Source organism: Rhodophyticola sp., assembly GCF_965284195.1.
GTDB lineage: Bacteria > Pseudomonadota > Alphaproteobacteria > Rhodobacterales > Rhodobacteraceae > Rhodophyticola.
On the sequence record NZ_CBDIRM010000001.1, the window covers coordinates 2,048,298 to 2,071,190 of the forward strand.

The window sequence follows — 22,893 nt, forward strand, 5'->3', positions numbered from 1 at the left end:
AGGGAGGAGAGAATGAAAGACATGACAGAACGACCCTTGCCCACATTCGACGATGTGTTGCGGGCGCATGAGCGGATTGCGCCCCATATCCATCGCACGCCGGTCCTGACATCGAGCTATTTCAACGAGTTGACGGGCGCCGAGCTGTTCTTCAAATGCGAGAACTTCCAGAAGGCGGGCGCGTTCAAGGTGCGCGGCGCGTCGAACGCGGTCTTCGGGCTCTCCGAGGAGATGGCGGCAAAAGGTGTCGCGACGCATTCGTCCGGCAACCACGCGCTGTCGCTCAGCTACGCCGCGGGCCGGCGCGGCATTCCGTGCCATGTGGTCATGCCCCGCACTGCGCCCGAGGCGAAGAAGGCGGCGGTGCGCGGGTATGGCGGGATCATCACCGAATGCGAGCCGTCGACCAGCAGCCGCGAAGAGGTTTTCGCGAAGGTCCATGAAGAGACCGGCGCCGATTTCGTACATCCGTATAACGACCCGCGCGTGATCGCGGGCCAGGGAACATGCTCGCGCGAACTGGTGGAGCAGGTTTCGGATCTGGACGCGGTGATCGCCCCGATCGGCGGGGGCGGGATGATCTCGGGCTGCTGCCTGACCCTTTCGACCATCGCGCCGGACATGGAGATTTACGCCGCCGAACCGGAGCAGGCCGACGATGCCTATCGCAGCTTCAAGGCCGGTCACATCATCGCCGATGACGCGCCGGTGACCATCGCCGACGGGCTGAAGGTGCCGCTGAAGGAAAACACGTGGCATTTCGTGTCGAACCACGTGACCGACATCCTGACGGCCTCCGAGCAGGAGATCATCGACGCGATGAAGCTCACATGGCAGCGGATGAAGATCGTGATGGAGCCAAGCTGCGCCGTGCCGCTGGCCACGATCCTGAAGAACCCCGATGTGTTCCGGGGCAAGCGGGTCGGTGTGGTGATAACCGGCGGCAATGTGGATATGGACAAGCTGCCCTGGATGGCAGCGTAAGGAGGATAACCCCATGAATGCGAACGTGAAAATCGAAGACCTTGAAGTCGGCTACGACATCCCCGCCGCCATCGGCATGGACGAGGCGGATATCCAGACGCCGGCGCTGGTGCTGGATCTGGACGCGCTGGAACGCAACATCAAGAAGATGGGCGATTACGCCAAGGCCCACGGAATGCGCCACCGGGTGCATGGCAAGATGCACAAATCCGTCGATGTGGCGCAGTTGCAGGTCGATCTGGGCGGTGCCTGCGGCGTTTGCTGCCAGAAGGTGAGCGAGGCGGAGGTCTTCGCCCGCGGCGGCATCAAGGATGTGCTGGTCTCCAACCAGGTGCGCGACCCGGCCAAGATCGACCGTCTGGCCCGCCTGCCCAAGCTTGGCGCGCGGACGATCTGCTGTGTCGACGATCTTGCCAATGTGGCGGATCTCTCCGCGGCGGCCGTCCGGCACGGCACCGAGATCGAATGCCTGGTGGAAATCGACTGCGGCGCTGGCCGCTGCGGGGTCACCACGACCCCCGAGGTGGTCGAGATCGCCAAGGCCATCGACGCGGCCGACGGGCTGAGATTCGCCGGGATCCAGGCCTATCAGGGCGCGATGCAGCATATGGACAGCTATGATGACCGGAAGGCCAAGATCGACATCGCCGTGGCGCAGGTGAAGGACGCGGTAGACACGCTGAAGGCCGATGGCATCGCCTGCGATATCGTTGGCGGCGGCGGCACCGGATCCTATTATTTCGAAAGTAATTCAGGTGTTTACAATGAATTGCAGTGTGGCAGCTATGCGTTCATGGATGCCGATTACGGGCGTATTCTCGACGAGAACGGGCAGCGGATCGATCAGGGCGAATGGGAAAACGCGCTCTTTATCCTGACCTCGGTGATGAGCCACGCCAAGGCGGACAAGGCAATCGTGGATGCCGGTCTGAAGGCGCAATCCGTCGACAGCGGCCTGCCGGTGATCTTCGGGCGCACGGACGTGGAATACGTCAAATGCTCCGATGAGCATGGCGTGGTTGCCGACCCGAACGGCGTCCTGAAGGTCAATGACAAGCTGAAGCTCGTCCCCGGCCATTGCGACCCGACCTGCAATGTCCATGACTGGTATGTGGGCGTGCGCAACGGCAAGGTCGAAACGCTCTGGCCGGTATCGGCGCGCGGCAAGGCCTACTGACCTGCCCGATATGCGTGTTTTTGGAAAGCTTCGGGCGGGGGCGTGTGCGCCCCTGCCCGCCATGGAGGAATTGCGATGAATGCGATGGGTGATGTGACGGACGGCTTGGTGATCGTCTCCGAAGAGGTGTGCCAGCAGGTGGTGGGCCGTGGCGACGCCTTCACGGCGGTGGAGCAGGTGTTTGCCGCCATGGCGCGGGGGGATGCCTACAACTTCCCGGTGATCCGGGAGGCGATCGGCCATGCGGATGCGCTTTACGGCTTCAAATCCGGGTTCGACCGGGCCGGGCTGGCGCTCGGCCTGAAATCCGGCGGCTATTGGCCCGGCAATGCGGACAAGGGGCTGACCAACCACCAGTCCACCGTGTTCCTGTTCGATCCGGACACCGGCAAGCTGAAGGCGCTGGTGGGCGGCAATTATCTGACAGCGGTGCGCACCGCCGCGGCATCCTCGGTCTCCATCGCGCATCTGGCGCGCAAGGACGCCAGGGTGCTGGGCATGGTCGGGGCGGGCCACCAATCCTCCTTCCAGTTGCGGGCCGCCGCCGAGCAGCGCGCCTTCGAAAAGGTCGTGGCCTGGAACCCGCATCCCGAAATGCTGCCGAAACTGGGCGAGGTCGCCGCCGAGCTCGGGCTGGACTTCGAGGCGGTCGACCGCGACCGGTTGGGCGCCGAGGCCGATGTGATCATCACCATCACATCCGCGTTCGAACCGCTGCTGATGGCGGCACAGATCAAGCCGGGCACGCATATCGCCTGCATGGGCACGGACACCGTCGGCAAGCAGGAAGTGGACCCCGCAATCCTGGCCGCGGCCACCGTTTTCACCGACGAGATCGCGCAATCGATCAGCCTTGGCGAGGCGCAGCATGCGGTGAAATCCGGTCAGATCAGCGAAAGCGACATCACGCCCATCGGGGATGTCATCAACGGCGCCCATCCCGGGCGCTCCGACGCAGACGAGATCACGCTGTTCGATGGCACGGGCGTGGGCCTGCAGGATCTTGCCGTCGCTTCGGTCGCCGCCGATCTGGCCAGTAAAAGCGGGGCGGCGACGCGCGTGGCCCTTTAGACAGGGCGCCATCGGGGAACCCGCGCGGGCAAAACCGCGTTGGCCTTGCGACAGATGTCCAAGGCAAAGGAGTTCCCCGATGGCGTCCATCTATGAAGAGATCAAGAAAGATCACGATACCCACCGCGCCCTGATGGAGCGTATCGGCGAAACCACCGGCGACAGCGAGGAACGGCGCGCCGCGTGGACCCGGTTCTATTACGAGATCAAATCCCATTCCGCGGCCGAGGAAGAGACATTCTATTCCAAGCTGATCAGCAAGACCTGGGGTCAGGATGCGGCGCGCCATTCGGTGCATGAGCATGCCCAGATGGACGACCTGCTGGACGAGCTGAACGAGATGGACATGTCTTCGGGCGGCTGGCTCACCAAGTTCAAGACCCTCCGCGATGAATACGAACATCACATGGAAGAGGAAGAAAACGAAGTCTTCACCCGGGCCAAGAAGGTCATCGGCGCGGAGCAGGACGAGGAATTCGGCGAGCGTTTCCGCAAACGCAAGATCGAGGAGCGCGGGCTTGTCGAGGAGAAGCAGAAGGACAAGCTGGAGGATTGAGGCCCGACCGCCGCGAACGAGATGATCAGGCTGCCCCGGACCGGGGGCAGCCTTTTGTCAATCCTGCGGCAGAACCCGAAGGCCCAGTTCCATCAACTGGTCGCTTGTGGGGTCCGACGGGGCATTCATCATCAGGTCTTCGGCGCGCTGGTTCATCGGGAACAGGATCACCTCCCGGATGTTGGCCGTATCCGCCAGAAGCATCACGATCCGGTCGATCCCCGCCGCACAACCGCCATGGGGCGGCGCGCCGTATTGGAAGGCATTGACCATCCCGCCGAAGCGCTTGCGCACCTCCTCCTCGCCATATCCGGCAAGGGCGAATGCCTTGAACATGATCTCGGGAATATGGTTCCGGATCGCGCCCGAAACCAGCTCGTACCCGTTGCAGGCCAGATCGTACTGATACCCCAGCACCTCCAGCGGGTCGCCGTCGAGCGCCGCCATCCCGCCCTGCGGCATCGAGAACGGGTTGTGGGAGAAGTCGACCCGCCCGGTCTCCTCATCCGCCTCGTAAAGCGGGAAATCCACGATCCACGCGAAGGCGAAGCGGTTTTCCTCGGTGAGACCAAGCTCCGAGCCGATGACCACGCGGGCCCGGCCCGCCACGGCCTCGAACTGCGCGGGCCGCCCGGCGAGGAAGAAAGCCGCATCGCCGACGCCAAGACCAAGTTGCTGGCGGATCGCCTCGGTCCGCTCGGGGCCGATGTTCTTGGCAAGGGGGCCCGCGGCCTCCATGTCACCCTGATCCGCTTCACGCCAGAAGATGTATCCCATCCCCGGCAGGCCCTGTTCCTGTGCGAACTTGTTCATCCGGTCGCAGAACTTGCGGCTGCCGCCGCCGGGCGCGGGAATGGCGCGCACCTCGGTGCCCTCCTGCTCCAGCAGCTTGGCAAAAATCGCGAACCCCGAGCCACGGAAATGCTCGGAGACCACCTGCATCCTGATCGGATTGCGCAGGTCCGGCTTGTCGGTGCCGTACCAGAGCGCCGCATCCTTGTAGGAGATCTGCGGCCAGTCCTGATCGACCTTGGCGCCGTTTCCGAACTCCTCGAACACGCCCTTGATGACGGGTTGGATCGTGTCGAACACGTCTTGCTGCTCGACGAAGCTCATCTCCATGTCGAGCTGGTAGAAATCCGTGGGCGAGCGGTCGGCGCGCGGGTCTTCGTCACGGAAGCAGGGCGCGATCTGGAAATACTTGTCGAAACCGGACACCATGAGCAGCTGCTTGAACTGCTGCGGGGCCTGGGGCAGCGCGTAGAACTTGCCCGGATGCAGCCGCGAGGGCACCAGAAAGTCGCGCGCCCCTTCCGGCGAGGAGGCGGTGATGATCGGTGTCTGGAACTCGCGAAAGCCGATATCCCACATCCGCCGCCGCATGGAGGCCACCACGTCGGAGCGCAGCTTCATGTTCTCCTGCATGACCTCGCGCCGCAGGTCCAGATACCGGTAGCGAAGCCGCGTTTCCTCGGGATATTCCTGATCCCCGAAAACCATCAGCGGCAACTCCGCCGCTGCACCCAGAACCTCCATATCGCGCACGAAGACCTCGATTTCGCCGGTCGGGATCTTGGTGTTCACCAGATCGGCGTCGCGGGCCTTCACCTCTCCGTCGATCCGGATGCACCATTCCGAGCGCACGGCCTCCATCTGCGTGAAGACCGGGCTGTCGGGATCGCACAGAACCTGCGTCATGCCGTAGTGATCGCGCAGGTCGATGAACAGGATGCCCCCGTGGTCGCGCACCCGGTGCACCCACCCGGCCAGACGCACGGTCTGCCCTACATGGGAACTGTTCAGGTCGGCGCAGGTATGGCTGCGATAGGCGTGCATCTGGGGCGTCCTCGGATCGGAAAAGCGGTTCGCGCCGATACACCTTGGCAGACAGGCGAAGTCAACCCCGGGCGGCGGTCAGCGCCGGCAGGACAGGACATTCGCCATCGCCTGCGGGGTGAAATCGGCCACGGCCCGGGCGCTCAGGCTGCCGTCGCGCGCCAGCGTCGTCAGCACCACGCGACGCCAGTCCGCATCCGCGGTCACGATCTGGGGGCCCGCGCCGCAGTCGCGAATGCCGCCGGAGATGAAATCCTCGCCGATCCGGTGGTTGGTGAGGCCCGAGGCCGCCGCCACCTCGCGCAGCGTTCCCGCGTCGTAGCGCCAGATCCGCAGGGTTTTCGCCAGATGCGGGCGGTCGATATAGGCGATTTCCATCGCGCCGTCCCCGTCCAGATCCGCCACCCCGACCGGGGCCAGCCAGCGCCGGGTCTGCCCGATATAGGGTGTCGCGGCGATCAGGCGCAGGGTCTCGCCATCGCCCGCATCGCCATAAATCGCCAGTTGCGCCCCGCGATCCACATGGGTGCGCACCACGATCACCTCCGGCGCGCCGTCCCCGTCCAGATCGTGCAGACGCGGCGCCAGATCCTCGAAGACGTGATCGGCATCCAGCCGGGCGATCAGCACACCGCAGCCATGCGCCGATGTGGGGGAGGAGACCATAAGCCGGGTCGCCTCGATCCCGTCGCCCAGCACCGCATGGGCGTAGCGGGTGGTGGCCCCGTCGAACCAGGCGCGGGAAAAGCCCGGGCCGTCATGGGTGACGACGCTTTCGGGCATGTCCGTGACGGTGTGGGGCGCAACCGTGCAGGCCGCCGCGGCGCCGCCCGACAGGCAGAGCCACAGGGCCAGGCCCGCGCCCCGCAGCATCAGATCTGCTTTTCGGGCATCTGCACGACCAGACCGTCCAGCGCATCGGTCACCTTCAACTGGCAGGTCAGGCGGGAGCGTTCGGGGTTCGGCTCATAGGCGAATTCGAGCATATCCTCTTCCATCGGGTCGATCTCGGGCAGTTTCGAGACCCAGTCGGGATGCACATAGACATGGCAGGTGGAACACGCGCAGGCGCCGCCGCAATCGGCCTCGATGCCGGGGATGTTGTTGTCGCGCGCGCCTTCCATCACGGTCAGCCCGTCGGCCACATCCACCACATGTTCGGTGCCGTTATGTTCGATATAGGTGATCTTCGCCATGTCTCGCCTTTGCGGTTGAAGCCGGTTCGCGCCTTAAGTAGCGGGACGTGCGCGCCCTTTCCAGCCCCCAATCGACCTGCGGCATTCCGGCCCCACAGATCCGCGCCCTGCGCCGTACCGCTTTCGCAGGCGGGCGAAATCCTGTAATCTGCCGCGAAACCGGATCAACCGGGCAGGAAAATCGCGCAGTGTATCTTCGTATTCTCTTTCCGGGCCTGCTGGCGCTTTCCGCCTGCGGCCCCGTGGCCACACCCGATATCAGCGGGCTGATCGCGCCCAACACGGTCGAGGTCAGCCGCGGCATGGGCCCTCCGGGCGCCGATCCGAACGCCTGCTACGGTCGCGAAACGACGCCCGCGGTAATCGAAACCGTCACCGACCAGATCATGCTGCAACCGCCCCAGATCGGCAGCGCCGGCGAGGTGCGGGAACCCGCCATTTTCATCACCGAAACCCGCCAGCAGATTATCCGCGAACGTCGTGAGCTGTGGTTCGAAACCCCGTGTCAGGCGGAAATCGGCGATCCGGAATTCATCTCGACCCTGCAACGCGCGCTGGCCGCCCGCGATCTTTATCGCGGGCCGGCAAACGGTATCATGGATGCCCGCACCCGCCGTGCCATCCGTGCCTTTCAGGCGCCGCAGGGGCTGGACAGCCCGATCCTGTCTCTGGCGGCCGCCCGGCAACTGGGTCTCGCGGTATGGGATCCGGCCGCCGCCGCGGGCGGCGAGGCCGGGTAGCGTTCAGGCGGACTGAAAGGCCTGACGGACCAGATCGGTCAGCGCATGGGTCGGCTCATCGCCGGCCAGATCGGCGCGGTACATGTTGATCTTGACCATCGGGAGATCGGGCAGCACCCCGTTATGGGCGACCCGCTCCACATACGGCGGCTCCGTCCCTTCGATGCAGGCATGCACCGCCAGATCGGCACTGATCGAGGCTTCGACGGTCCGGGTGCTTTCGCTTTCGACGGCCATTTCCCAACTGATCCCGGCCGCATCCAGCGCCCCCTGCACCGATTTGCGGAAGATGCAGTTATGCTCGAAGGCCAGCCGCAGCGGGCGTTGCTTCCACACCTGCCCATCCTCGGCGCCCACCCAGATCAGCGACCGCTCGCGCAGGGTCTCCGCGCCCGGATCGGCACTGTTCTCGGTCGTGAGGATCACGTCGACCTCCCCCCGGCTGAACATCTCCTTCAGCCGCGACGTGTAGGAGGACAGCAGTTGCACCTTCATCCGCGGATAGGCGGCGTTGAACCGGTGCAGCACCTGCGGGATCGCCGGATAAACGATGTCATGCGGCACGCCAAGGGTCAGTTCGCCCTCGTATTCATTGGCGGTCAGACGGCCCAACACCTCGTCATTCAGCTCCAGCATGCGGCGGGCATAGCCCAGCATCTGTTCCCCCGCACCGGTCAGCGACAAGCGCCGCGCCGTGCGGTCCAGAAGCGAGACGCCGATCGATTCCTCCAACCGCTTAAGCTGCATCGAAACGGCCGATTGCGTCAGGTTCAGGAACCCGCTCGCCTTGGTCACGCCACCGGCATCGGCAACGGTCACAAAGGAGCGCAGCGCGGTCATGTCCAGATTTCTCGCCATATCAATCTCCGTGATGAAGAACTTCAGAAACATTCGTTTTTAAAATGGACCATTCCGCTCCATATATCAAGCATCGCAATATGACGCCGCCATTAGATCACGAAAACGAAAGGACTCGCCATGGCCCATACCGTTGCACATCACCACGTTGCCACCCCCCGCCGGACGGGCCTGTTTCGCCTTGTCTCCAAGGCCTTTTCCGTCTGGCGCGAACGCCGCGCCCTGACCGCTCTGGACGCGCATGCGCGCAAGGATCTGGGGTTGAGCGAGCAGGACATCAGCATCGAGGCCGCCCGCCCGATCTGGGATGTCCCGCAAACATGGCGCCTCTGATAGGTAAAAACTATTGGATTACTGTCGCCTCGCGGCCGGCAATCGCTTGAAAAGCTGCCCGTTCTCGCCATATTCAAAGGCAAGGACGGGCGTTTTGCGTTAAGATGTCCTCTTCAACGTATCTTGGAGGTATAAATGGCAGAATTTGACACGATCCGGACTCAGGGCGCAGCCATTGGCCGAGCCGAGATCGATCAGGGCCTCCGCGCCCACATGAACAAAGTCTACGGCACCATGTCCCTGGGCATGCTGATCACCGCGGCCGCGGCGTGGGCCATTTCGGTTCTGGCCGTCACCAGCGACCCGACCGGCGCCACCGTGGCGCTACGGGAAGGTCAGTACCTGACCGGCCTGGGCGAGGTGCTTTACACCACGCCGCTGCGGTGGGTGGTGATGTTCGCGCCGCTGGCCTTCATCCTCTTCGGATGGGGCACCCTGATGCGCCGTGGGTCCGCCGCTGCCGTCAGCCTCGGCTTCTTCGTCTTCGCCGCCGTCATGGGCGTGTCGATGTCCTCGATCTTCCTGGTCTTCACCAGCTACTCGATCGTGCAGACGTTCCTCGTGACCGCCATCGCCTTCGCCGGTCTGAGCCTTTACGGCTACACCACGAAGCGCGACCTCAGCGGGATGGGCACCTTCCTGATGATGGGCGTGATCGGCCTGATCGTGGCGATGGTCATCAACATCTTCCTGCAGTCGCCTGCAATGATGTTCGCGATCTCGGCGATCGGTATCCTGGTCTTCGCGGGGCTGACCGCCTTCTACACCCAGGCGATCAAGTCGGAATATGTGGCCCATGCGGCCCATGGCGATCAGGAATGGCTGGAAAAGGCGGCGATCGACGGCGCGCTTGGCCTCTACATCGCCTTCCTGAACATGTTCCAGTTCCTGCTGATGTTCATGGGACAACAGGAATAGCGCCGACGCCAGGCAGAGTTTCGGAACGGGCCGGTCCATGTGACCGGCCCTTCCTTTTTCGCGCATATGGCGGGCGCCCTGCGTCATCCGGGCAAGGCCCCGGGCCCGCATCCCCGGTACAGACCGCGCCGACGGCCTGTCAGAGAGTTCGCGTCATCTGCACCGCCGGAAAGGTGATGCCCGGGCGCAAGGCAATCTCGATCTCCCCCTGCACCTCGAACCCCATGGCGGCATAGAACGGCACGGCGGTCCGTGTGCTCTGGCAACTCAGCCGTCTGATGCCCGCGGCCCGTGCCCGGCCAAACGCATGGCTCAGGATCGCCCTTGCCAACCCGCGGCGCGTGGCACGCGGGTGGGTGACCACATGCCGGACATGCCCCAGGTCGCGCGGGCCGACGCCCCCTTGCGGCCCGGTATGGGTCCAGCCGCCTGCGGCCAGCGCACGGCCATAGCTGTCCTCGGCCACGTAGAACGTACCGGATCGCAACAGCCCGGGGTTCGCCCGGGAGATCAGGGGCAAGGCCGTGACCAGCACCGAAGGCGGGTAATCCGCTTTCAAGAGAACCGGATAGCTGGCCGCCAGCAGCGCATCGACCCCGGCCATGTCGGCCCCGGTCGTCGGGCGCAGGATGATCTGATCCGTCATGGTGCAACGTCCTTCTCAGGCAACAAAAAAAGGCCGCGTAGCTGATGCTGCGCGGCCCCGGTCAGTCGAATGGCGGAAAGCTTATTTGATCTTGCCTTCCTTGTATTCCACATGCTTGCGCGCAACGGGGTCGTACTTCCGTACGACCATCTTTTCGGTCATCGTGCGGGCGTTTTTCTTGGTCACATAGAAGTGGCCGGTGCCTGCGCTGGAATTCAGGCGGATCTTGATGGTGGTGGGCTTCGCCATGTCACAGGCTCCTTGAACGGTCGGGCCGGGGCGCGGGGCCTCGGTGAATCTCTAAGCTGAGCGGGCTTTTTATCCGTGGTGGCTCCCGTGTCAACCTCAAAACCCCGATGTCAGCAGATGGAGCGCAAGACCCGGGAGCAGCATCAGGAAAATCACCTTCAGCAGATCGAGCTTCAGCCACAAAAGCAGCACCGCCGCAAGCCCGGCAAGGCCAAGCGCCGATGCCGATACGCTGCCCGGGTCCGGCATCCAGATCTGAAGCGGGCCCAGGCTCTCGCGGGTCACCTCGGCGAAAAACACATTCAGCGCGAACCAGATCGACAGGTTCAGGATCACCCCCACGACGGCGGCGGTGATCGCGTTCAGTGCACCCGTCAGCCGCGGCTGATGGCTGATCCATTCGATGTAGGGAGCGCCTGCGAAGATCCACAGGAAACAGGGCGCAAACGTCATCCAGAGCGTCACGGCGGCCGCCGCGATGCCGTAACCGGTGCCCCCCGCCTGCGCGCCTGCCAGAAACCCCACGAACTCGGTGACCAGAATCAGGGGGCCGGGCGTCGTTTCGGCAAGACCCAGCGCATCCATCATCTGCCCCGTCGTCAGCCAGCCGAAATCGCCCACCACCTCCTGCACCATATAGGCCAGCACCGCATAGGCGCCGCCGAAGGTGACCACCGCCAGCTTGGAGAAGAAGAGACCCAGCTGCGTCAGGACGCTGTCGGGGGCGGCCAGCCACAGCGCCGCCAGCGGGGCCAGCCAGATCACCAGCCAGATGGCGACCGTCCGGACGGTCCGGCCCGTCTTCACCGGCGGCGGCGGGGCCGTTTGCGGCGCGTCGCCCGCCATGAAAACCGTCCCGATCAGGGCCGCGGCCAGAATGATGAACGGAAACGGGATCTGCAGGAAGAAGATCCCGACGAAGGCCGAGGCGGCGAGCCCATAGGCCAACCCCGAGGTCAACGCCTTCCGGCTGACCTTCAGCAGCGCCTGGATCACGATGATGATCACCGTCGCCTTGATGCCCAGAAACATCGCCTCGACCAGCGGCACCTGGCCGAAGGCCGCGTAGAGCATCGCCAGCACAAGGATCACGGCGGCGCCGGGCAGCACGAACAAAAGCCCCGCGATCAGCCCGCCGGGGACACCGGCAATCCGCCAGCCCGCATAGGTGGCGAGCTGCATCGCTTCGGGGCCGGGCAGCAGCATGCAGAAACTGAGCGCGTTCAGGAATTGCCGCTCGCTGAGCCAGGGGCGATCCTCGACCAGTTCCTTGTGCATCAGCGCGATCTGCGCCGCCGGGCCGCCGAAGGACAGAAGACCGATCCGGCCGAAGATCCGGGTCAGATCGGGCAGGTCGGGGCGGTTCCGGTCCATGGTCTCGTCGGCAAGGCTCATGCCGGATATCCTTCCGCTTCGGCCCGCCCCGCCGCGCAGGACGGAAGGAACGCAGACCCGATTGGGGGAGCTATGCCCGAGCCCCATGACCGTGGCGTGACAAACCCCGGAGCGGCGGCGCGCCGGAGCCGGGCCGCCGCCCTGCCCCACCCTGAAGCCCGGGGGCTAGAGCGCAATCGTCTCCATCACGTCCGGGTCGAGAACGCGCACGCCCGGCAGCGCGGATTTCAGCTCGCCGGCATCCTGCGCCAGCATCGGGAATGTCTTGTAATGATAGGGAATAACCGTCTTGAAGCTGAACAGTCGGGAGGCCGCATAGGCCGCACGCTTCATATCCATCGTGAAATGGCCGCCGGCGCAGAGAATGCCGATCTCCGGCGTATGCAGATCCTGCAAGACCGTCATATCCGCCATCACATCGGTATCGCCCGAGACATAGACCGTGCGCCCCTCGCCTGCGATCATGTAGCCCGCCTCGCCACCGGCATAGACCGGCCCCGCCTCCCCGCCCATGGAGGAGGAATGGGCCGCGTTGACCATGGTGACGGCCACCTCGCCGATCTGAACGGTGCCGCCCTTGTTGAAGCCCACCGTCTCGATCCCCTCGGCCTCGCCCCACCACGCCATCAGGTCATAGATGCCATAGACAGGAACATTCAGCTCCCGGGCAAGGGCGGGCACGCCGCCGGTATGGTCGAAATGCCCATGGGTGATCAGAATGGCGGTCACGCCCGCATTCGCCTCGTCCCGCCGATCCGCGGGAAACAGCGGGTTACCGTCCTCCCACGGGTCGATCAGCAGAACCTGATCGGCAATCTCAAGGCGGACTGCCGAATGCCCAAGCCATGTGTATTTCATCTCGCGCTCCCTCTGCCGGTCCGGCGCAGGATAGCGCCCGGACCCGGGCTTGCCAATCGGCCTCCGGGGACGCAGCCGGCGCCGCAGGCTTCCGACGCTCAGCGCCGCAAGGCCTCCGTCGGGCGGCGCCACGATCAGCGGCAGACGCGCGAATGGCAGCGGGATATGCCGCGGGATCCGCATCACCAGCACCGACATGCGAAGCGCCCAGACAAAGGGGGCAAAAGCGAGGACGGATGAAAGATCGGCGGGCGTTTGCAACATGGGCCATCTCCGAGTTGCGCGGCCGGGGGAAATCCGCCATCCAAGCCAAAAGCGAGGCAAGTCCATGGAACTGACGGCCCAGATCGACGCCTATTGCGAACGGCTCAGCCCGGATTTCTGGGCCGAGCCGGTCAATGCGCTGACCAATCTGGCCTTCATGCTGGCGGCCGTTGTCATGGCCGCGCGCCTCTGGGGCCACGGCCTGCCGGTCGCTCTGGCGCTGACCGGTATCCTCTTTGCCATCGGGCTTGGCTCGTTCCTGTTTCACGCCTATGCCACGGGCTGGTCGGCGATGGCCGATGTGGTGCCGATTGCCGGGTTCATCCTGCTCTATCTCTTCGCCCTCAACCGGCATGTCTGGCGCTGGCCGCTCTGGCTCGCGCTTCTCGGCACGCTCGCGTTTCTGCCCTATGCCGCGCTGACCACGCCGGTTTTCTCGGCTCTGCCCTTCTTCGACATCTCCGCCGCCTACTGGACCGTGCCGCTGGCGCTTGTGATCTATGCCGGGCTCCTGCGCCGCCGGGCGGGGGCCCTTGCCCGCGGCATGGTGATCGGGGCGGGGCTTCTGGCGCTGTCGCTGACCGCGCGCAGCCTCGACATGCCGCTCTGCGCGGCCCTGCCCCTGGGTACGCATTTCCTGTGGCATATCCTCAACGCGATCATGTTGGGCTGGATGATCGAGATTTACCGCCGCCACATGCTTGCGGCGCGCGCGGGCCGGGGCTAAACCCGCTGCGACTGAAAGGTATGGAGCACTCATGTCCATCGACAAAGACACCGCCGCCAAAGTTGCGAAACTGGCGCGCATCAAGGTTGAAGACAGCGAGCTGGACGCCCTGGCAGGGGAGTTCAACGCGATCCTCGGCTTCATCGAGCAACTGAACGAGCTGGATGTCGACGATGTGGAGCCGATGACGAGCGTCACGCCCATGCGGCTGAAGCGGCGCGACGACGTGGTGACCGATGGCAACCAGCAGGACAAGGTGCTGGCCAATGCGCCCGATGCCCGTGAAGGATTCTTTGCCGTGCCGAAGGTGGTGGAGTGATGTCCGATCTGACCCGACTGACCGTCGCCGAAGCGCGCGATGCCCTGCGCAAGGGTGAAACCACCAGCGTCGAACTGACCGAGGCCTGCCTTGCCACGATCGAGGCCGCCGGGGGGCTGGGGGCCGTTGTCCACAAGACGCCCGAGATCGCACTGGACAGAGCCCGCGCCGCCGATACCCGACTGGCCGCGGGAGAGGCGCCCTCGATGTGCGGCATCCCCGTGGGCATCAAGGATCTGTTCTGCACCGAAGGCGTCGCCAGCCAGGCGGGCTCGAAAATCCTCGAAGGGTTCCTGCCACCTTACGAATCCACCGTTTCGGGCCAGTTGAAAGACGCAGGCGCGGTGATGCTGGGCAAGCTGAACATGGATGAGTTCGCCATGGGAAGCAGCAACGAAACCTCGGTCTATGGCAATGCGGTCAACCCGTGGCGCGCGGGCAATTCCGAGGCGGCGCTGACGCCCGGGGGCTCCTCTGGCGGATCCGCCGCCGCCGTTGCCGCCGATCTTTGCCTTGCGGCCACCGGCACCGATACGGGCGGCTCGATCCGCCAGCCTGCCGCGCTGACCGGGATCGTCGGGCTGAAACCGACCTATGGGCGGTGTTCCCGGTGGGGCATCATCGCCTTCGCCTCCTCGCTCGATCAGGCGGGCCCGATGACCAAGACCGTGCGCGACGCGGCGATCATGGGGGCCGCGATGATGGGTCATGACCCGAAGGATTCCACCTCCGCCGATCTGCCGGTGCCCGATTTCGAGGCGATGCTGACAGGCGACATCAGGGGCAAGGTCATCGGTATTCCCAAGGAATACCGCATGGACGGGATGCCGCAGGAGATCGAAACGCTCTGGTCCGAAGGGGCCGAGATGCTGAAGGATGCCGGCGCCGAGCTGCGCGACATCTCGCTGCCGCATACCAGATACGCGCTACCTGCCTATTACGTGATCGCCCCGGCCGAGGCCTCGTCGAACCTCGCGCGGTACGATGGGGTGCGGTATGGTTACCGGGCCCCGTTGTCCCAGGGGGACGGCGTGACGGAGATGTACGAGAAGACCCGTGCGGAGGGGTTCGGCCCGGAGGTGAGGCGCCGGGTAATGGTCGGCACCTATGTGCTGTCGGCGGGGTTTTACGATGCCTATTACAACCGCGCCCGCAAGGTCCGCGCCTTGATCAAGCGCGATTTCGAGCAGGTGTTCGACGCCGGGATCGACGCGATCCTGACGCCCGCCACCCCATCGGCGGCCTTCGAGCTGGGCAGGGAGATTTCGGACCCGGTGGAGATGTATCTCAACGACGTCTTCACCGTGACTGTGAACCTTGCCGGATTGCCCGGCATCGCGGTGCCGACCGGGCTGGACCGTCAGGGTCTGCCGCTTGGGCTGCAACTGATCGGGCGGCCCTGGGAAGAGGGCGATCTGCTCAACACCGCCTATGCTCTGGAACAGGCGGCGGGTTTTGTGGCGAAACCGCCGAAATGGTGGTAAACACCCCTTTCAAGAGCAAAAACGAGGTTGAGCAATGGGTAAACTGAACCTGGCCATGGCTTGCCTGCTGGTCGTAGCCGCCTGTACCAGCACCCCGCCGAATGACGTGTCTTCGGGTGTCGGATTTGGCGATTACGACCGCTACGCCGCCGAACGCGCCACACGTCAGGCCCAGTTGCAGGGGCGCGCACCGCAAACCGTGCTTCCGCCGATCGTGACCTCCACCACGACCCCCACCGCGGCGGCGTCCACCGACAGCGTGACCGCACGCGCCGCCGCCGCAATCGCCGAAGCCGAGGGCACGGCCCCGACCGCCTCCGCGAGCGCCGCCGCGCGGGTCGACACGAACAACCCGACCATCTCCGACGAGCAGGATTTTCAGGCCGTCAGCGCCCGCGAGAGCATCGAAAGCGATGCCGAACGCCGCGCACGGATGCAGGAGCAACTGGTGATCGTCCAGCCCACCGCCGTGCCCGAACGGCCGGGCACGACCGGCCCGAATGTCATCGAATACGCGCTCGCCACATCCCATCCGATCGGTGAACAGCGCTATTCCCGCTCGCCTTTCCGGCAAGGCCGGCACGAGGCCAACTGCCTTGCCTATCGCTCCGACGACCTTGCGCAGGAGGCGTTTTTGTCCATGGGCGGCCCGGAACGCGACCGGCAGGCGCTGGACCCCGACGGCGACGGTTACGCCTGCGGCTGGAACCCCGCCGTCTATCGCAACGCCGCCCGGGCCGCGCGCGGCAACTGATGCGCTCGCCCAATTTCGGGGAGCGCCGGGACGGGCTGGCCCCTGAGCTTGTGGTGCTCCATTACACCGCGATGCAAAGCTGCGAGGCGGCGCTGCGCGCGCTTTGCGACCCGGCGCGGGAGGTGTCGGCCCATTACCTGATCTCGGAAACCGGGGAGGTTCTGCATCTGGTGGACGAAGACAGGCGCGCCTGGCATGCGGGCGCGGGCGCCTGGGCCGGCGCGGGCGATGTCAATTCGCGCTCCATCGGGATCGAACTCGCCAATGACGGCGCCAGCCCGTTTCCGGCCCCGCAGATGGACGCGCTGGAAAGGCTGCTCCACGGTATCCTGTCCCGCCACAGCATCCCGCCCCACGGCGTCATCGCCCATTCCGACATGACGCCCGGCCGCAAGATCGACCCCGGGCCGCGGTTCGACTGGCGGCGGCTTGCGCTTGGCGGTCTGTCGGTCTGGCCCGGGCAAGCCGCGCGGCCCGCCCCCGATGCGGGCCGGTTTGCGGCGGATGCCGGACGGTTCGGCTATCCCGATTGCGCATCCGATCAGCTTCTGGGGGCCTTTCGCCTGCGCTTCCGCCCCTGGGCGCGGGGCCCGCTGGATGCCACCGATATGGGGCTGATGGCCGAGCTTGCGGCGCGTTACGGCGTTGACCGGAGCGCCGCAAGCGCCTAGATGAGCCTTCGCGCGGAGGGTCGGATGGCCGCGGGGCCCGAGGCTCCGAGGAAAGTCCGGACTCCCTGAAGCAACGGTGCCGGGTAACGCCCGGGCGGAGCAATCCGACGGAAAGCGCCACAGAAAACAAACCGCCGGTCGTTCGACCGGTAAGGGTGAAACGGTGGGGTAAGAGCCCACCGCGGGACGGGCAACCGGACCGGCACGGCAAGCCCCACCGGGAGCAATGCCAAATAGGGATCTCGCGGGGCGGATAACCCCAGGGCCGCTTCAGCCCGAGAGATCCGGGTTGGCAGCTAAAGCCAGCGGGCGACCGCTGGCATAGAGGAATGGTCATCCATGGGCGGGGCAACCCGCCCTGGACAAAATCCGGCTTACAGACCCTCCGCGCGGTCATCTCTCAAGACCCAACGTGCCGAGCGCACGTAGACCTGGCCGTGCCGCGCGATCTGCGGGCCTGGGCGCGCCCCCCCAGACGGTATCGCCCTCTCCGGCCCGTCACGGCAGGTTGCCGCGCCACAGGGCCGTCAGTCGGGAACCCCGCGCCGCGCCGCGAAAAAGGCACGCAACAACGCGGCGGAGGCGTCTTCGCCGATCCCGCCATAGACCTCCGGCGTCCAATGGGCCTGCGGATGGTCGAAAATGCGCGGGCCCTGCGCCACGCCGCCCGATTTCGGGTCCGCCGCGCCATAGTAGAGCCGGGAAACCCGCGCTGCGGCGATGGCGCCCGCACAGGCCGGGCAGGGTTCCAGCGTCACGTACAGATCGCAGCCTGACAGACGCTCCGACCCGATTGCCGCGCAGGCCGCCCGGATCGCCAGCATCTCCGCGTGTGCGGTGGGGTCGGAAAGCTCGCGCATCCGGTTTCCCGCCCGCGCCAGTATCTCCTCCCCCCGCACCACCACGGCGCCCACGGGCACCTCGCCGCGGTCGCCCGCGGCGCGCGCCTCTGCCAGTGCGTGATCCATGAATGTGCGAAACCCGGTCATGTCCAACGGTCTTGCCGCTTTCCAACCGGCTGTCAAACCGCTAACCCGGCCCCATGACCGAAGACACCCCCAAAGGCGACCGCATCGCCAAGGTTCTGGCCCGCGCCGGCGTCGCGTCGCGCCGGGAGGCCGAACGCATGATCGCCGCCGGCCGCGTCGCTGTGAACGGCGAGACCATTGCGAGCCCCGCGCTCAACGTCACCGCAAGCCACAGGATCACCGTCGATGGCCAGCCTGTCGCGGCGGCAGAGCGCCCGCGCCTGTGGCTCTATCACAAGCCTCTGGGGCTGGTGACGACCAATGCGGACGAAAAGGGGCGCAAAACCGTTTTCGACGCGCTCCCGCCCGAAATGCCCCGGGTGATGAGCGTCGGCCGGCTGGATATCAACTCCGAGGGCCTCTTGCTGCTGACCAATGACGGAGAGCTCAAACGCCGGCTCGAACTGCCCTCCACCGGCTGGCTACGCAAGTATCGCGTCCGGGTGAAGGGCGCGCCGAAAGAGGATGATCTCGCGCCGCTTCGCCGGGGCCTGAGCATCGGCGCGGAACGGTTTCAGCCGATGGAGATCACGCTTGACCGGCAGCAGGGCGCCAATGCCTGGCTGACCATCGGCATCCGTGAGGGCAAGAACCGCGAGATCCGCCGGGCCATGGGCGAAATCGGCCTGGAGGTGAACCGTCTGATCCGCGTCAGCTATGGCCCGTTCCGGCTGAACCAGATGAAGCCCGGCACGGTGGAGGAGATCAAGCCCCGGGTCCTGCGGGATCAGCTTGGGCTTGAAGCCGCGACCGAAGGCCATGCGGAGCCCAAACCGCGTCCCAAACGCCCGGGCCTGCGAAAGGCCCCGGCCAAGGGCAAGGCTAGCGCGCGTCCTTCTCGTCGGCCTCCTCCTCCTCGGAAAGGCTGAACCGTTCGATCAGCCTCGCCTGGGACATGAAGACCGCAAACAGAAAGATTGGCAGGCCGAAGGTCTCGAATGTGACCCAGAATTCGGTCGATTGCGTCCGCCAGACCAGTTCATTCGCCACCGCCATCAGCGCGAATGCCCCCGCCAGACGCCTGGTCAGGATCATCCAGCCCTCCTCCCGCATGGGCAACAGGTCACCCATCACGAACTGTAGCCAGGACTGGCCGCGCAACAGCCCGATCCCCAGCACGACGGCGAAAAAACCGTAGACCAGCGTGGTCTTCATCTTGAAGAACCGCTCATCGTTGAACCACACGGTCAGCGCTCCGAAGACCACCACAAGAACGGCCGTAAATACCTGAATACGGGATATTTTCCGCGTCAGAACCCAAAGCGCCGCGATCGAGGCCAGAAGCAGCGGCACAAAAGCGGCGGTGACGATGATGAACCCGTCATAGTCCCGCCCGGCCACGGTCAGCGTGGTGTCCTGAAACCGCATATAGGCGATGAAGAACAAAAGCGGCGGGCCCAGTTCCAGTGCCGATTTCAGCCAGGGTTTGATCGATCGTTCGGCCATGCAGTCGCTCCTTATCCACCCGCCTCAACTATCACCGCACCCGCCGCAATCAACCCCATGAGTGCGGCCCGGCGGGGGCCGACCCGCTCCCCCAGAAGCAGCCAGCCGATGAGGGCGGCGAAAACCGTGGAGGTTTCGCGCAACACCGCGGCCTCCCCCACCTGATCCAGCCGGGTGGCTAGCATGATCGATCCGAAACTGCCGAATGCCACCAGCCCGCCGATCACCCCGCGCAGGGCCAGCGGGCCGAAGGCCGGCGGGTCCGCCATGCGGGCATAGGCACGCCCCGCGATGAAGGGGTAAAGCATCCCGTCGATAAAGAAGAACCATGCAAGGAAGGTGAAGGGGTCGGCCGCTGCGCGGATGCCGTAGGCGTCATAGGTGGTGTAAAGCGCGACGAAAAGCCCGGTCAGCACCGCCAGCCAAAGCGCCGGGACCAGCCTGTCGCGGTCCACAGTGATCGTGCGCATGTTGTAGATGGCCAGGCCGTAGATGCCGGCCAACAGCACCGCGACGCCCAGCCATTGCACACCGCTGAACGTCTCCCCGAAGAGGAGCCACGCCCCGATCACCGTGAACAGCGGTCCGGTCCCGCGCATCACCGGATAGACGACCGTGTAGGCGCCCCGGCGATAGCTCGCGAGCGCCGCCCATTTGTAAAGCGCGTGGATCACGAAGACGCCCGCGAAGATCGGCCACATATGTGGTTCCGGCCATGGCACCACGAAAAGCGCGAAGGGCGCCGCCATGAGCCCGTAAGACGCATCGATCGCCCCGCGTGCCAGAAGCGGGTCGTGCCGCCCCTTTTGCAGCGCGCCAAATACCGCATGCAGCAGGGCCGCCAGAAGCGCCAGCCAAAGCGCCAGCCATTCGCCCGCTGCCGTGCCTTCGAGAGAGACGATCAACTCGCCCAAGGCGGCCCCTCGCATCTTCGTTTCCGGGATATCCCCGCGGGCGGCGCCGCGGCCTCATCCCCGGCACGCCCCGCGAAATGGTATCCGGCTCTCACTAAACGGACCGGGCCATGCCGAAGCGCTCGGCAAAACCGAATCTGCGGTAAAGATGTTCCGCCCCCGGATCGGCGATCAGGCTGATGTAGCAACCTTCGGGCAGGCTCGCCTCCGCCCAGGACATCAGCCCTTCCATCACCTCCCGGCCCAGACCCTGCCGTTGCCGCTCGGGGTGCACCGCGATATCGGTGATCTGCGCGAAACAGCCGCCATCGCCGGTCAGCCGCCCCATCGCAACCAGTTGTCCCGTCTCGTCGCGCAGCCAGATCGCATGCAGCGTATTGGTCAATGCGATAGTCGATGCCGCCTCGGAAAACGCGCCCAGACCGGTAATCTCGCGCAAGGTGCGGAACTCCGCCACGGTTGCCGGCCGATCCGACCGCGAAATCACCCGTCCGCCCCGGTCAGCGCGCGGGCGAACTCCTTCGGGTCGAACGGGGCCAGATCGTCGATCTGCTCGCCCACGCCGATGGCATGGATCGGCAGGCCGAACTTGTCGGCCAGCGCCACCAGCACACCGCCCTTGGCGGTGCCGTCCAGCTTGGTCATCACAAGGCCGGTCACATCGGCCATCTTCTGGAATGTCTCCACCTGAGACAGCGCGTTCTGCCCGGTGGTCGCATCCAGCACCAGCAGCGTGTTGTGGGGGGCGTCGGGGTCTTTCTTGCGGATCACGCGGACGATCTTGGCCAGTTCCTCCATCAGGTCGGCCCGGTTCTGCAACCGCCCGGCCGTGTCGATCATCAGCAGATCGGCGCCTTCGGCCTCCGCCTTCGTCATCGCGTCGAAGGCGAGCGCGGCGGGGTCCGATCCTTCGGGCGCGGTCAGAACCGGCACCCCCGCCCGCTCTCCCCAGACCTGCAATTGCTCCACCGCGGCGGCGCGGAACGTGTCGCCCGCGGCGATCACCACCTGCTTGCCCGCCGCCTTGAACTGGCTGGCGAGCTTGCCGATGGTTGTGGTCTTGCCGGAGCCGTTCACGCCCACGACCAGCACGACCTGCGGTTTTTTGGGATAAATCGGCAGGGGCCGGGCCACGGGTTCCATCACGCGGGCGATCTCGGCGGCCAGCAGGCCCTTGATCTCCTCCGCGCTCAGCATCTTGCCATAGCGCCCCTCAGCCATGTTGGCGGTGACCCGCAATGCCGTGTCCACGCCCATATCGGCGGAGATAAGCAGCTCCTCCAGCCGCTCCAGCATGTCATCATCCAGCGCCCGGCGCGGCACGGCGCTGCGCCCGATGATGCGGTCCAGAAGGCCGGGTTTGGCCACCGGTTCCGAAATCGGCTCCGCCGTCAGATCCACGCGCAGCGGCTCCACAGCCGGCTCTGGCTCTGGCTCTGGCTCTGGCTCTGGCTCTGGCTCTGGCTCTGGCTCTGGCTCTGGCTCTGGCTCTGGCTCTGGCTCTGGCTCTGGCTCTGGCTCTGGCTCTGGCTCTGGCTCTGGCTCTGGCTCTGGCTCTGGCTCTGAAATCGCGTCCATTGCCGGTTGCGGCAAGACCTCTTCGACCGGGTCCACCGGGTCCTCGGGCGCGTCCGCGGCCCCGTCTTCGATGATCGCATCCAACCCTTCATCGATCTTCGACGAGGACTTGAACATCCGATCCTTAAGCTTCTTGAAAAACGACATCGCGCCCTGCCCAATTCACCCGGTCTTCCTCACCTAATACGCAAGCCGGGCGCTGAAAAGCCCAACTCCCCGGTGCGTCATGTCTCGCGGGGCGCGGGCCGTTGCGCTCAGACCTGCAGAAACCCGGCGGTCAGGCATGCCACGGCGGGCCAGTAGGTGGCCCAGACCGCATAGGCGAGCCCGCGCTTCACGCGCGCCGGGACCCGGTCGAAAAGCGACAGCGCGATCAGCGCATCGGAAAGGATGAACAGCGCCGCGCCCACACTCCACCAGATCACGCCGGAGGCCAGCGCCATCCAGCCCATGCCCAGGAGAAGCGGCACGTAGAGACCCACGAAGCCGCGTGTCAGGGCGCCGCCCGAGCCCAGTGCAAGCGCCACGATCCCGCCCAGCGCCAGGAGGATCAGAAGCGGCCAGGGCCGCCCCGTATCCACGCCCAGCGCCACGGAGACGTCCACGCCGAACCCCGCCACGAACAGGATCTGGGCGAGACAGAACCAGAGCACGCCGATCCGGAAGGCCCGCTCCCCGGCCCGCGACAGGGCCAGATCGCCCATGGCCGCCGCGCAAAGGCCCGCAACCGCGACACCCGGCGCGCCACCCAGGACCGCCGCAAGCGCCAGGGCCAGCACGCTGCCGGTTTTCGCCGCGCTTCGCAGCCGGTCAGGCGAGGCCGCGGCCATCCACAGATAGATCAGCGACAGCGCCGCCCCGAACAGACCCGCCGCACCCGTCACGACCGCC

General features: G+C 65.5%; 27 protein-coding genes and 1 other RNA gene. 14 read left to right on the forward strand and 14 right to left on the reverse strand.

The genetic code is table 11. From position 1 onward, the window contains the following. Positions 1 to 12 precede the first annotated feature (12 nt). The 4 genes from bhcB to ACQ651_RS10225 all read left to right on the forward strand — a co-directional run bounded on the left by bhcB (position 13) and on the right by ACQ651_RS10225 (position 3,788). Complete coding sequence (gene bhcB / locus ACQ651_RS10210) at positions 13 to 984, forward strand: beta-hydroxyaspartate dehydratase BhcB (RefSeq protein ID WP_430449202.1); 972 nt, start codon at positions 13 to 15, stop codon at positions 982 to 984. 13 nt (positions 985 to 997) lie between these two features. Next, positions 998 to 2,161, forward strand: a complete 1,164-nt coding sequence (gene bhcC / locus ACQ651_RS10215; protein ID WP_375551871.1) for a 3-hydroxy-D-aspartate aldolase BhcC — start codon at positions 998 to 1,000, stop codon at positions 2,159 to 2,161. 75 nt (positions 2,162 to 2,236) lie between these two features. After that, positions 2,237 to 3,232: an iminosuccinate reductase BhcD gene (bhcD, locus tag ACQ651_RS10220; protein WP_227284843.1), complete on the forward strand. Its 996-nt coding sequence runs from the start codon at positions 2,237 to 2,239 to the stop codon at positions 3,230 to 3,232. A 79-nt stretch (positions 3,233 to 3,311) separates the two neighbouring features. After that, positions 3,312 to 3,788, forward strand: a complete 477-nt coding sequence (locus ACQ651_RS10225; protein WP_227284844.1) for a hemerythrin domain-containing protein — start codon at positions 3,312 to 3,314, stop codon at positions 3,786 to 3,788. Positions 3,789 to 3,845: 57 nt separating this feature from the next. Here ACQ651_RS10225 and aspS read toward each other — a convergent pair whose 3' ends face one another. From aspS to ACQ651_RS10240, 3 genes are all read right to left on the reverse strand, one after another. Beyond that, positions 3,846 to 5,624: an aspartate--tRNA ligase gene (gene aspS, locus ACQ651_RS10230; RefSeq protein ID WP_227284845.1), complete on the reverse strand. Its 1,779-nt coding sequence runs from the start codon at positions 5,622 to 5,624 to the stop codon at positions 3,846 to 3,848. Between the two features lie 78 nt (positions 5,625 to 5,702). Then, positions 5,703 to 6,497 (reverse strand): FG-GAP repeat domain-containing protein, encoded by a 795-nt coding sequence (locus ACQ651_RS10235; RefSeq protein ID WP_227284846.1) that lies wholly within the window; start codon positions 6,495 to 6,497, stop codon positions 5,703 to 5,705. Further along, positions 6,497 to 6,820: a 2Fe-2S iron-sulfur cluster-binding protein gene (locus ACQ651_RS10240; RefSeq protein ID WP_121896941.1), complete on the reverse strand. Its 324-nt coding sequence runs from the start codon at positions 6,818 to 6,820 to the stop codon at positions 6,497 to 6,499. The genes ACQ651_RS10235 and ACQ651_RS10240 overlap by 1 nt, the downstream gene beginning before the upstream one ends. A 188-nt stretch (positions 6,821 to 7,008) precedes the next feature. Between ACQ651_RS10240 and ACQ651_RS10245 the strand changes: the two genes are divergently transcribed. Then, positions 7,009 to 7,560 carry a peptidoglycan-binding domain-containing protein gene (locus ACQ651_RS10245; RefSeq protein ID WP_430449203.1) on the forward strand — a complete coding sequence of 184 codons (552 nt, stop codon included), beginning with the start codon at positions 7,009 to 7,011 and terminating at the stop codon, positions 7,558 to 7,560. Positions 7,561 to 7,563: 3 nt separating this feature from the next. On the opposite strand, the gene ACQ651_RS10250 is transcribed toward ACQ651_RS10245, so the two are convergent. After that, the gene (locus ACQ651_RS10250; protein ID WP_430449204.1) at positions 7,564 to 8,418 is read right to left on the reverse strand and encodes a LysR family transcriptional regulator; all 855 of its coding nucleotides are present in this window, start codon (positions 8,416 to 8,418) and stop codon (positions 7,564 to 7,566) included. 120 nt (positions 8,419 to 8,538) lie between these two features. On the opposite strand from ACQ651_RS10250, the gene ACQ651_RS10255 reads away from it, so the two are divergent. Next, positions 8,539 to 8,751: a DUF1127 domain-containing protein gene (locus ACQ651_RS10255; protein ID WP_227284849.1), complete on the forward strand. Its 213-nt coding sequence runs from the start codon at positions 8,539 to 8,541 to the stop codon at positions 8,749 to 8,751. Between the two features lie 135 nt (positions 8,752 to 8,886). Further along, the gene (locus tag ACQ651_RS10260) at positions 8,887 to 9,669 is read left to right on the forward strand and encodes a Bax inhibitor-1/YccA family protein (protein WP_375551866.1); all 783 of its coding nucleotides are present in this window, start codon (positions 8,887 to 8,889) and stop codon (positions 9,667 to 9,669) included. A gap of 139 nt (positions 9,670 to 9,808) precedes the next feature. On the opposite strand, the gene ACQ651_RS10265 is transcribed toward ACQ651_RS10260, so the two are convergent. From ACQ651_RS10265 to ACQ651_RS10280, 4 genes are all read right to left on the reverse strand, one after another. Further along, a complete protein-coding gene (locus ACQ651_RS10265) occupies positions 9,809 to 10,315 on the reverse strand; it encodes a GNAT family N-acetyltransferase (RefSeq protein WP_430449205.1) in 507 nt (168 codons plus the stop codon). An 81-nt stretch (positions 10,316 to 10,396) separates the two neighbouring features. Beyond that, positions 10,397 to 10,564 (reverse strand): 50S ribosomal protein L33, encoded by a 168-nt coding sequence (gene rpmG / locus ACQ651_RS10270; RefSeq protein WP_011454349.1) that lies wholly within the window; start codon positions 10,562 to 10,564, stop codon positions 10,397 to 10,399. Between the two features lie 96 nt (positions 10,565 to 10,660). Then, a complete protein-coding gene (chrA, locus tag ACQ651_RS10275) occupies positions 10,661 to 11,959 on the reverse strand; it encodes a chromate efflux transporter (RefSeq protein ID WP_430449206.1) in 1,299 nt (432 codons plus the stop codon). 165 nt (positions 11,960 to 12,124) lie between these two features. Further along, complete coding sequence (locus ACQ651_RS10280; protein ID WP_227285201.1) at positions 12,125 to 12,817, reverse strand: metal-dependent hydrolase; 693 nt, start codon at positions 12,815 to 12,817, stop codon at positions 12,125 to 12,127. A gap of 328 nt (positions 12,818 to 13,145) precedes the next feature. On the opposite strand from ACQ651_RS10280, the gene ACQ651_RS10285 reads away from it, so the two are divergent. The 6 genes from ACQ651_RS10285 (at position 13,146) to rnpB (ending at position 17,429) form a co-directional block, all read left to right on the forward strand. After that, positions 13,146 to 13,808 carry a ceramidase domain-containing protein gene (locus ACQ651_RS10285; RefSeq protein WP_430449207.1) on the forward strand — a complete coding sequence of 221 codons (663 nt, stop codon included), beginning with the start codon at positions 13,146 to 13,148 and terminating at the stop codon, positions 13,806 to 13,808. Positions 13,809 to 13,839: 31 nt separating this feature from the next. Beyond that, entirely contained in the window at positions 13,840 to 14,127 is a 288-nt protein-coding gene (gatC, locus tag ACQ651_RS10290) for an Asp-tRNA(Asn)/Glu-tRNA(Gln) amidotransferase subunit GatC (RefSeq protein WP_430449208.1), read from the forward strand. Beyond that, entirely contained in the window at positions 14,127 to 15,611 is a 1,485-nt protein-coding gene (gene gatA / locus ACQ651_RS10295; protein ID WP_430449209.1) for an Asp-tRNA(Asn)/Glu-tRNA(Gln) amidotransferase subunit GatA, read from the forward strand. Before gatC ends, gatA begins: the two co-directional genes overlap by 1 nt. A 34-nt stretch (positions 15,612 to 15,645) precedes the next feature. Then, entirely contained in the window at positions 15,646 to 16,365 is a 720-nt protein-coding gene (locus ACQ651_RS10300; protein ID WP_375551861.1) for a hypothetical protein, read from the forward strand. Continuing rightward, entirely contained in the window at positions 16,362 to 17,036 is a 675-nt protein-coding gene (locus ACQ651_RS10305; RefSeq protein ID WP_227285202.1) for an N-acetylmuramoyl-L-alanine amidase, read from the forward strand. The genes ACQ651_RS10300 and ACQ651_RS10305 overlap by 4 nt, the downstream gene beginning before the upstream one ends. Positions 17,037 to 17,048: 12 nt before the next feature. Next, positions 17,049 to 17,429: RNase P RNA component class A (gene rnpB / locus ACQ651_RS10310), an RNA gene on the forward strand. A gap of 134 nt (positions 17,430 to 17,563) precedes the next feature. Here rnpB and ACQ651_RS10315 read toward each other — a convergent pair. Then, positions 17,564 to 18,025 (reverse strand): nucleoside deaminase, encoded by a 462-nt coding sequence (locus tag ACQ651_RS10315; protein ID WP_430449210.1) that lies wholly within the window; start codon positions 18,023 to 18,025, stop codon positions 17,564 to 17,566. A gap of 53 nt (positions 18,026 to 18,078) precedes the next feature. On the opposite strand from ACQ651_RS10315, the gene ACQ651_RS10320 reads away from it, so the two are divergent. After that, the gene (locus ACQ651_RS10320) at positions 18,079 to 18,933 is read left to right on the forward strand and encodes a pseudouridine synthase (RefSeq protein ID WP_375551859.1); all 855 of its coding nucleotides are present in this window, start codon (positions 18,079 to 18,081) and stop codon (positions 18,931 to 18,933) included. Here the strand turns inward: ACQ651_RS10320 and ACQ651_RS10325 are convergent. The 5 genes from ACQ651_RS10325 to ACQ651_RS10345 all read right to left on the reverse strand — a co-directional run bounded on the left by ACQ651_RS10325 (position 18,887) and on the right by ACQ651_RS10345 (position 22,886). Beyond that, a complete protein-coding gene (locus ACQ651_RS10325) occupies positions 18,887 to 19,510 on the reverse strand; it encodes an inner membrane-spanning protein YciB (RefSeq protein ID WP_227284858.1) in 624 nt (207 codons plus the stop codon). The two genes, ACQ651_RS10320 and ACQ651_RS10325, sit on opposite strands and share 47 nt — an antisense overlap. A gap of 11 nt (positions 19,511 to 19,521) precedes the next feature. Further along, the gene (locus ACQ651_RS10330) at positions 19,522 to 20,439 is read right to left on the reverse strand and encodes an EamA family transporter (RefSeq protein ID WP_430449211.1); all 918 of its coding nucleotides are present in this window, start codon (positions 20,437 to 20,439) and stop codon (positions 19,522 to 19,524) included. 79 nt (positions 20,440 to 20,518) lie between these two features. Further along, positions 20,519 to 20,863 carry a GNAT family N-acetyltransferase gene (locus ACQ651_RS10335; protein ID WP_430449212.1) on the reverse strand — a complete coding sequence of 115 codons (345 nt, stop codon included), beginning with the start codon at positions 20,861 to 20,863 and terminating at the stop codon, positions 20,519 to 20,521. Between the two features lie 44 nt (positions 20,864 to 20,907). Then, positions 20,908 to 22,149 (reverse strand): signal recognition particle-docking protein FtsY, encoded by a 1,242-nt coding sequence (gene ftsY, locus ACQ651_RS10340; RefSeq protein ID WP_430449213.1) that lies wholly within the window; start codon positions 22,147 to 22,149, stop codon positions 20,908 to 20,910. A 107-nt stretch (positions 22,150 to 22,256) separates the two neighbouring features. Beyond that, complete coding sequence (locus ACQ651_RS10345; protein WP_430449214.1) at positions 22,257 to 22,886, reverse strand: lysoplasmalogenase family protein; 630 nt, start codon at positions 22,884 to 22,886, stop codon at positions 22,257 to 22,259. Positions 22,887 to 22,893 lie beyond the last annotated feature (7 nt).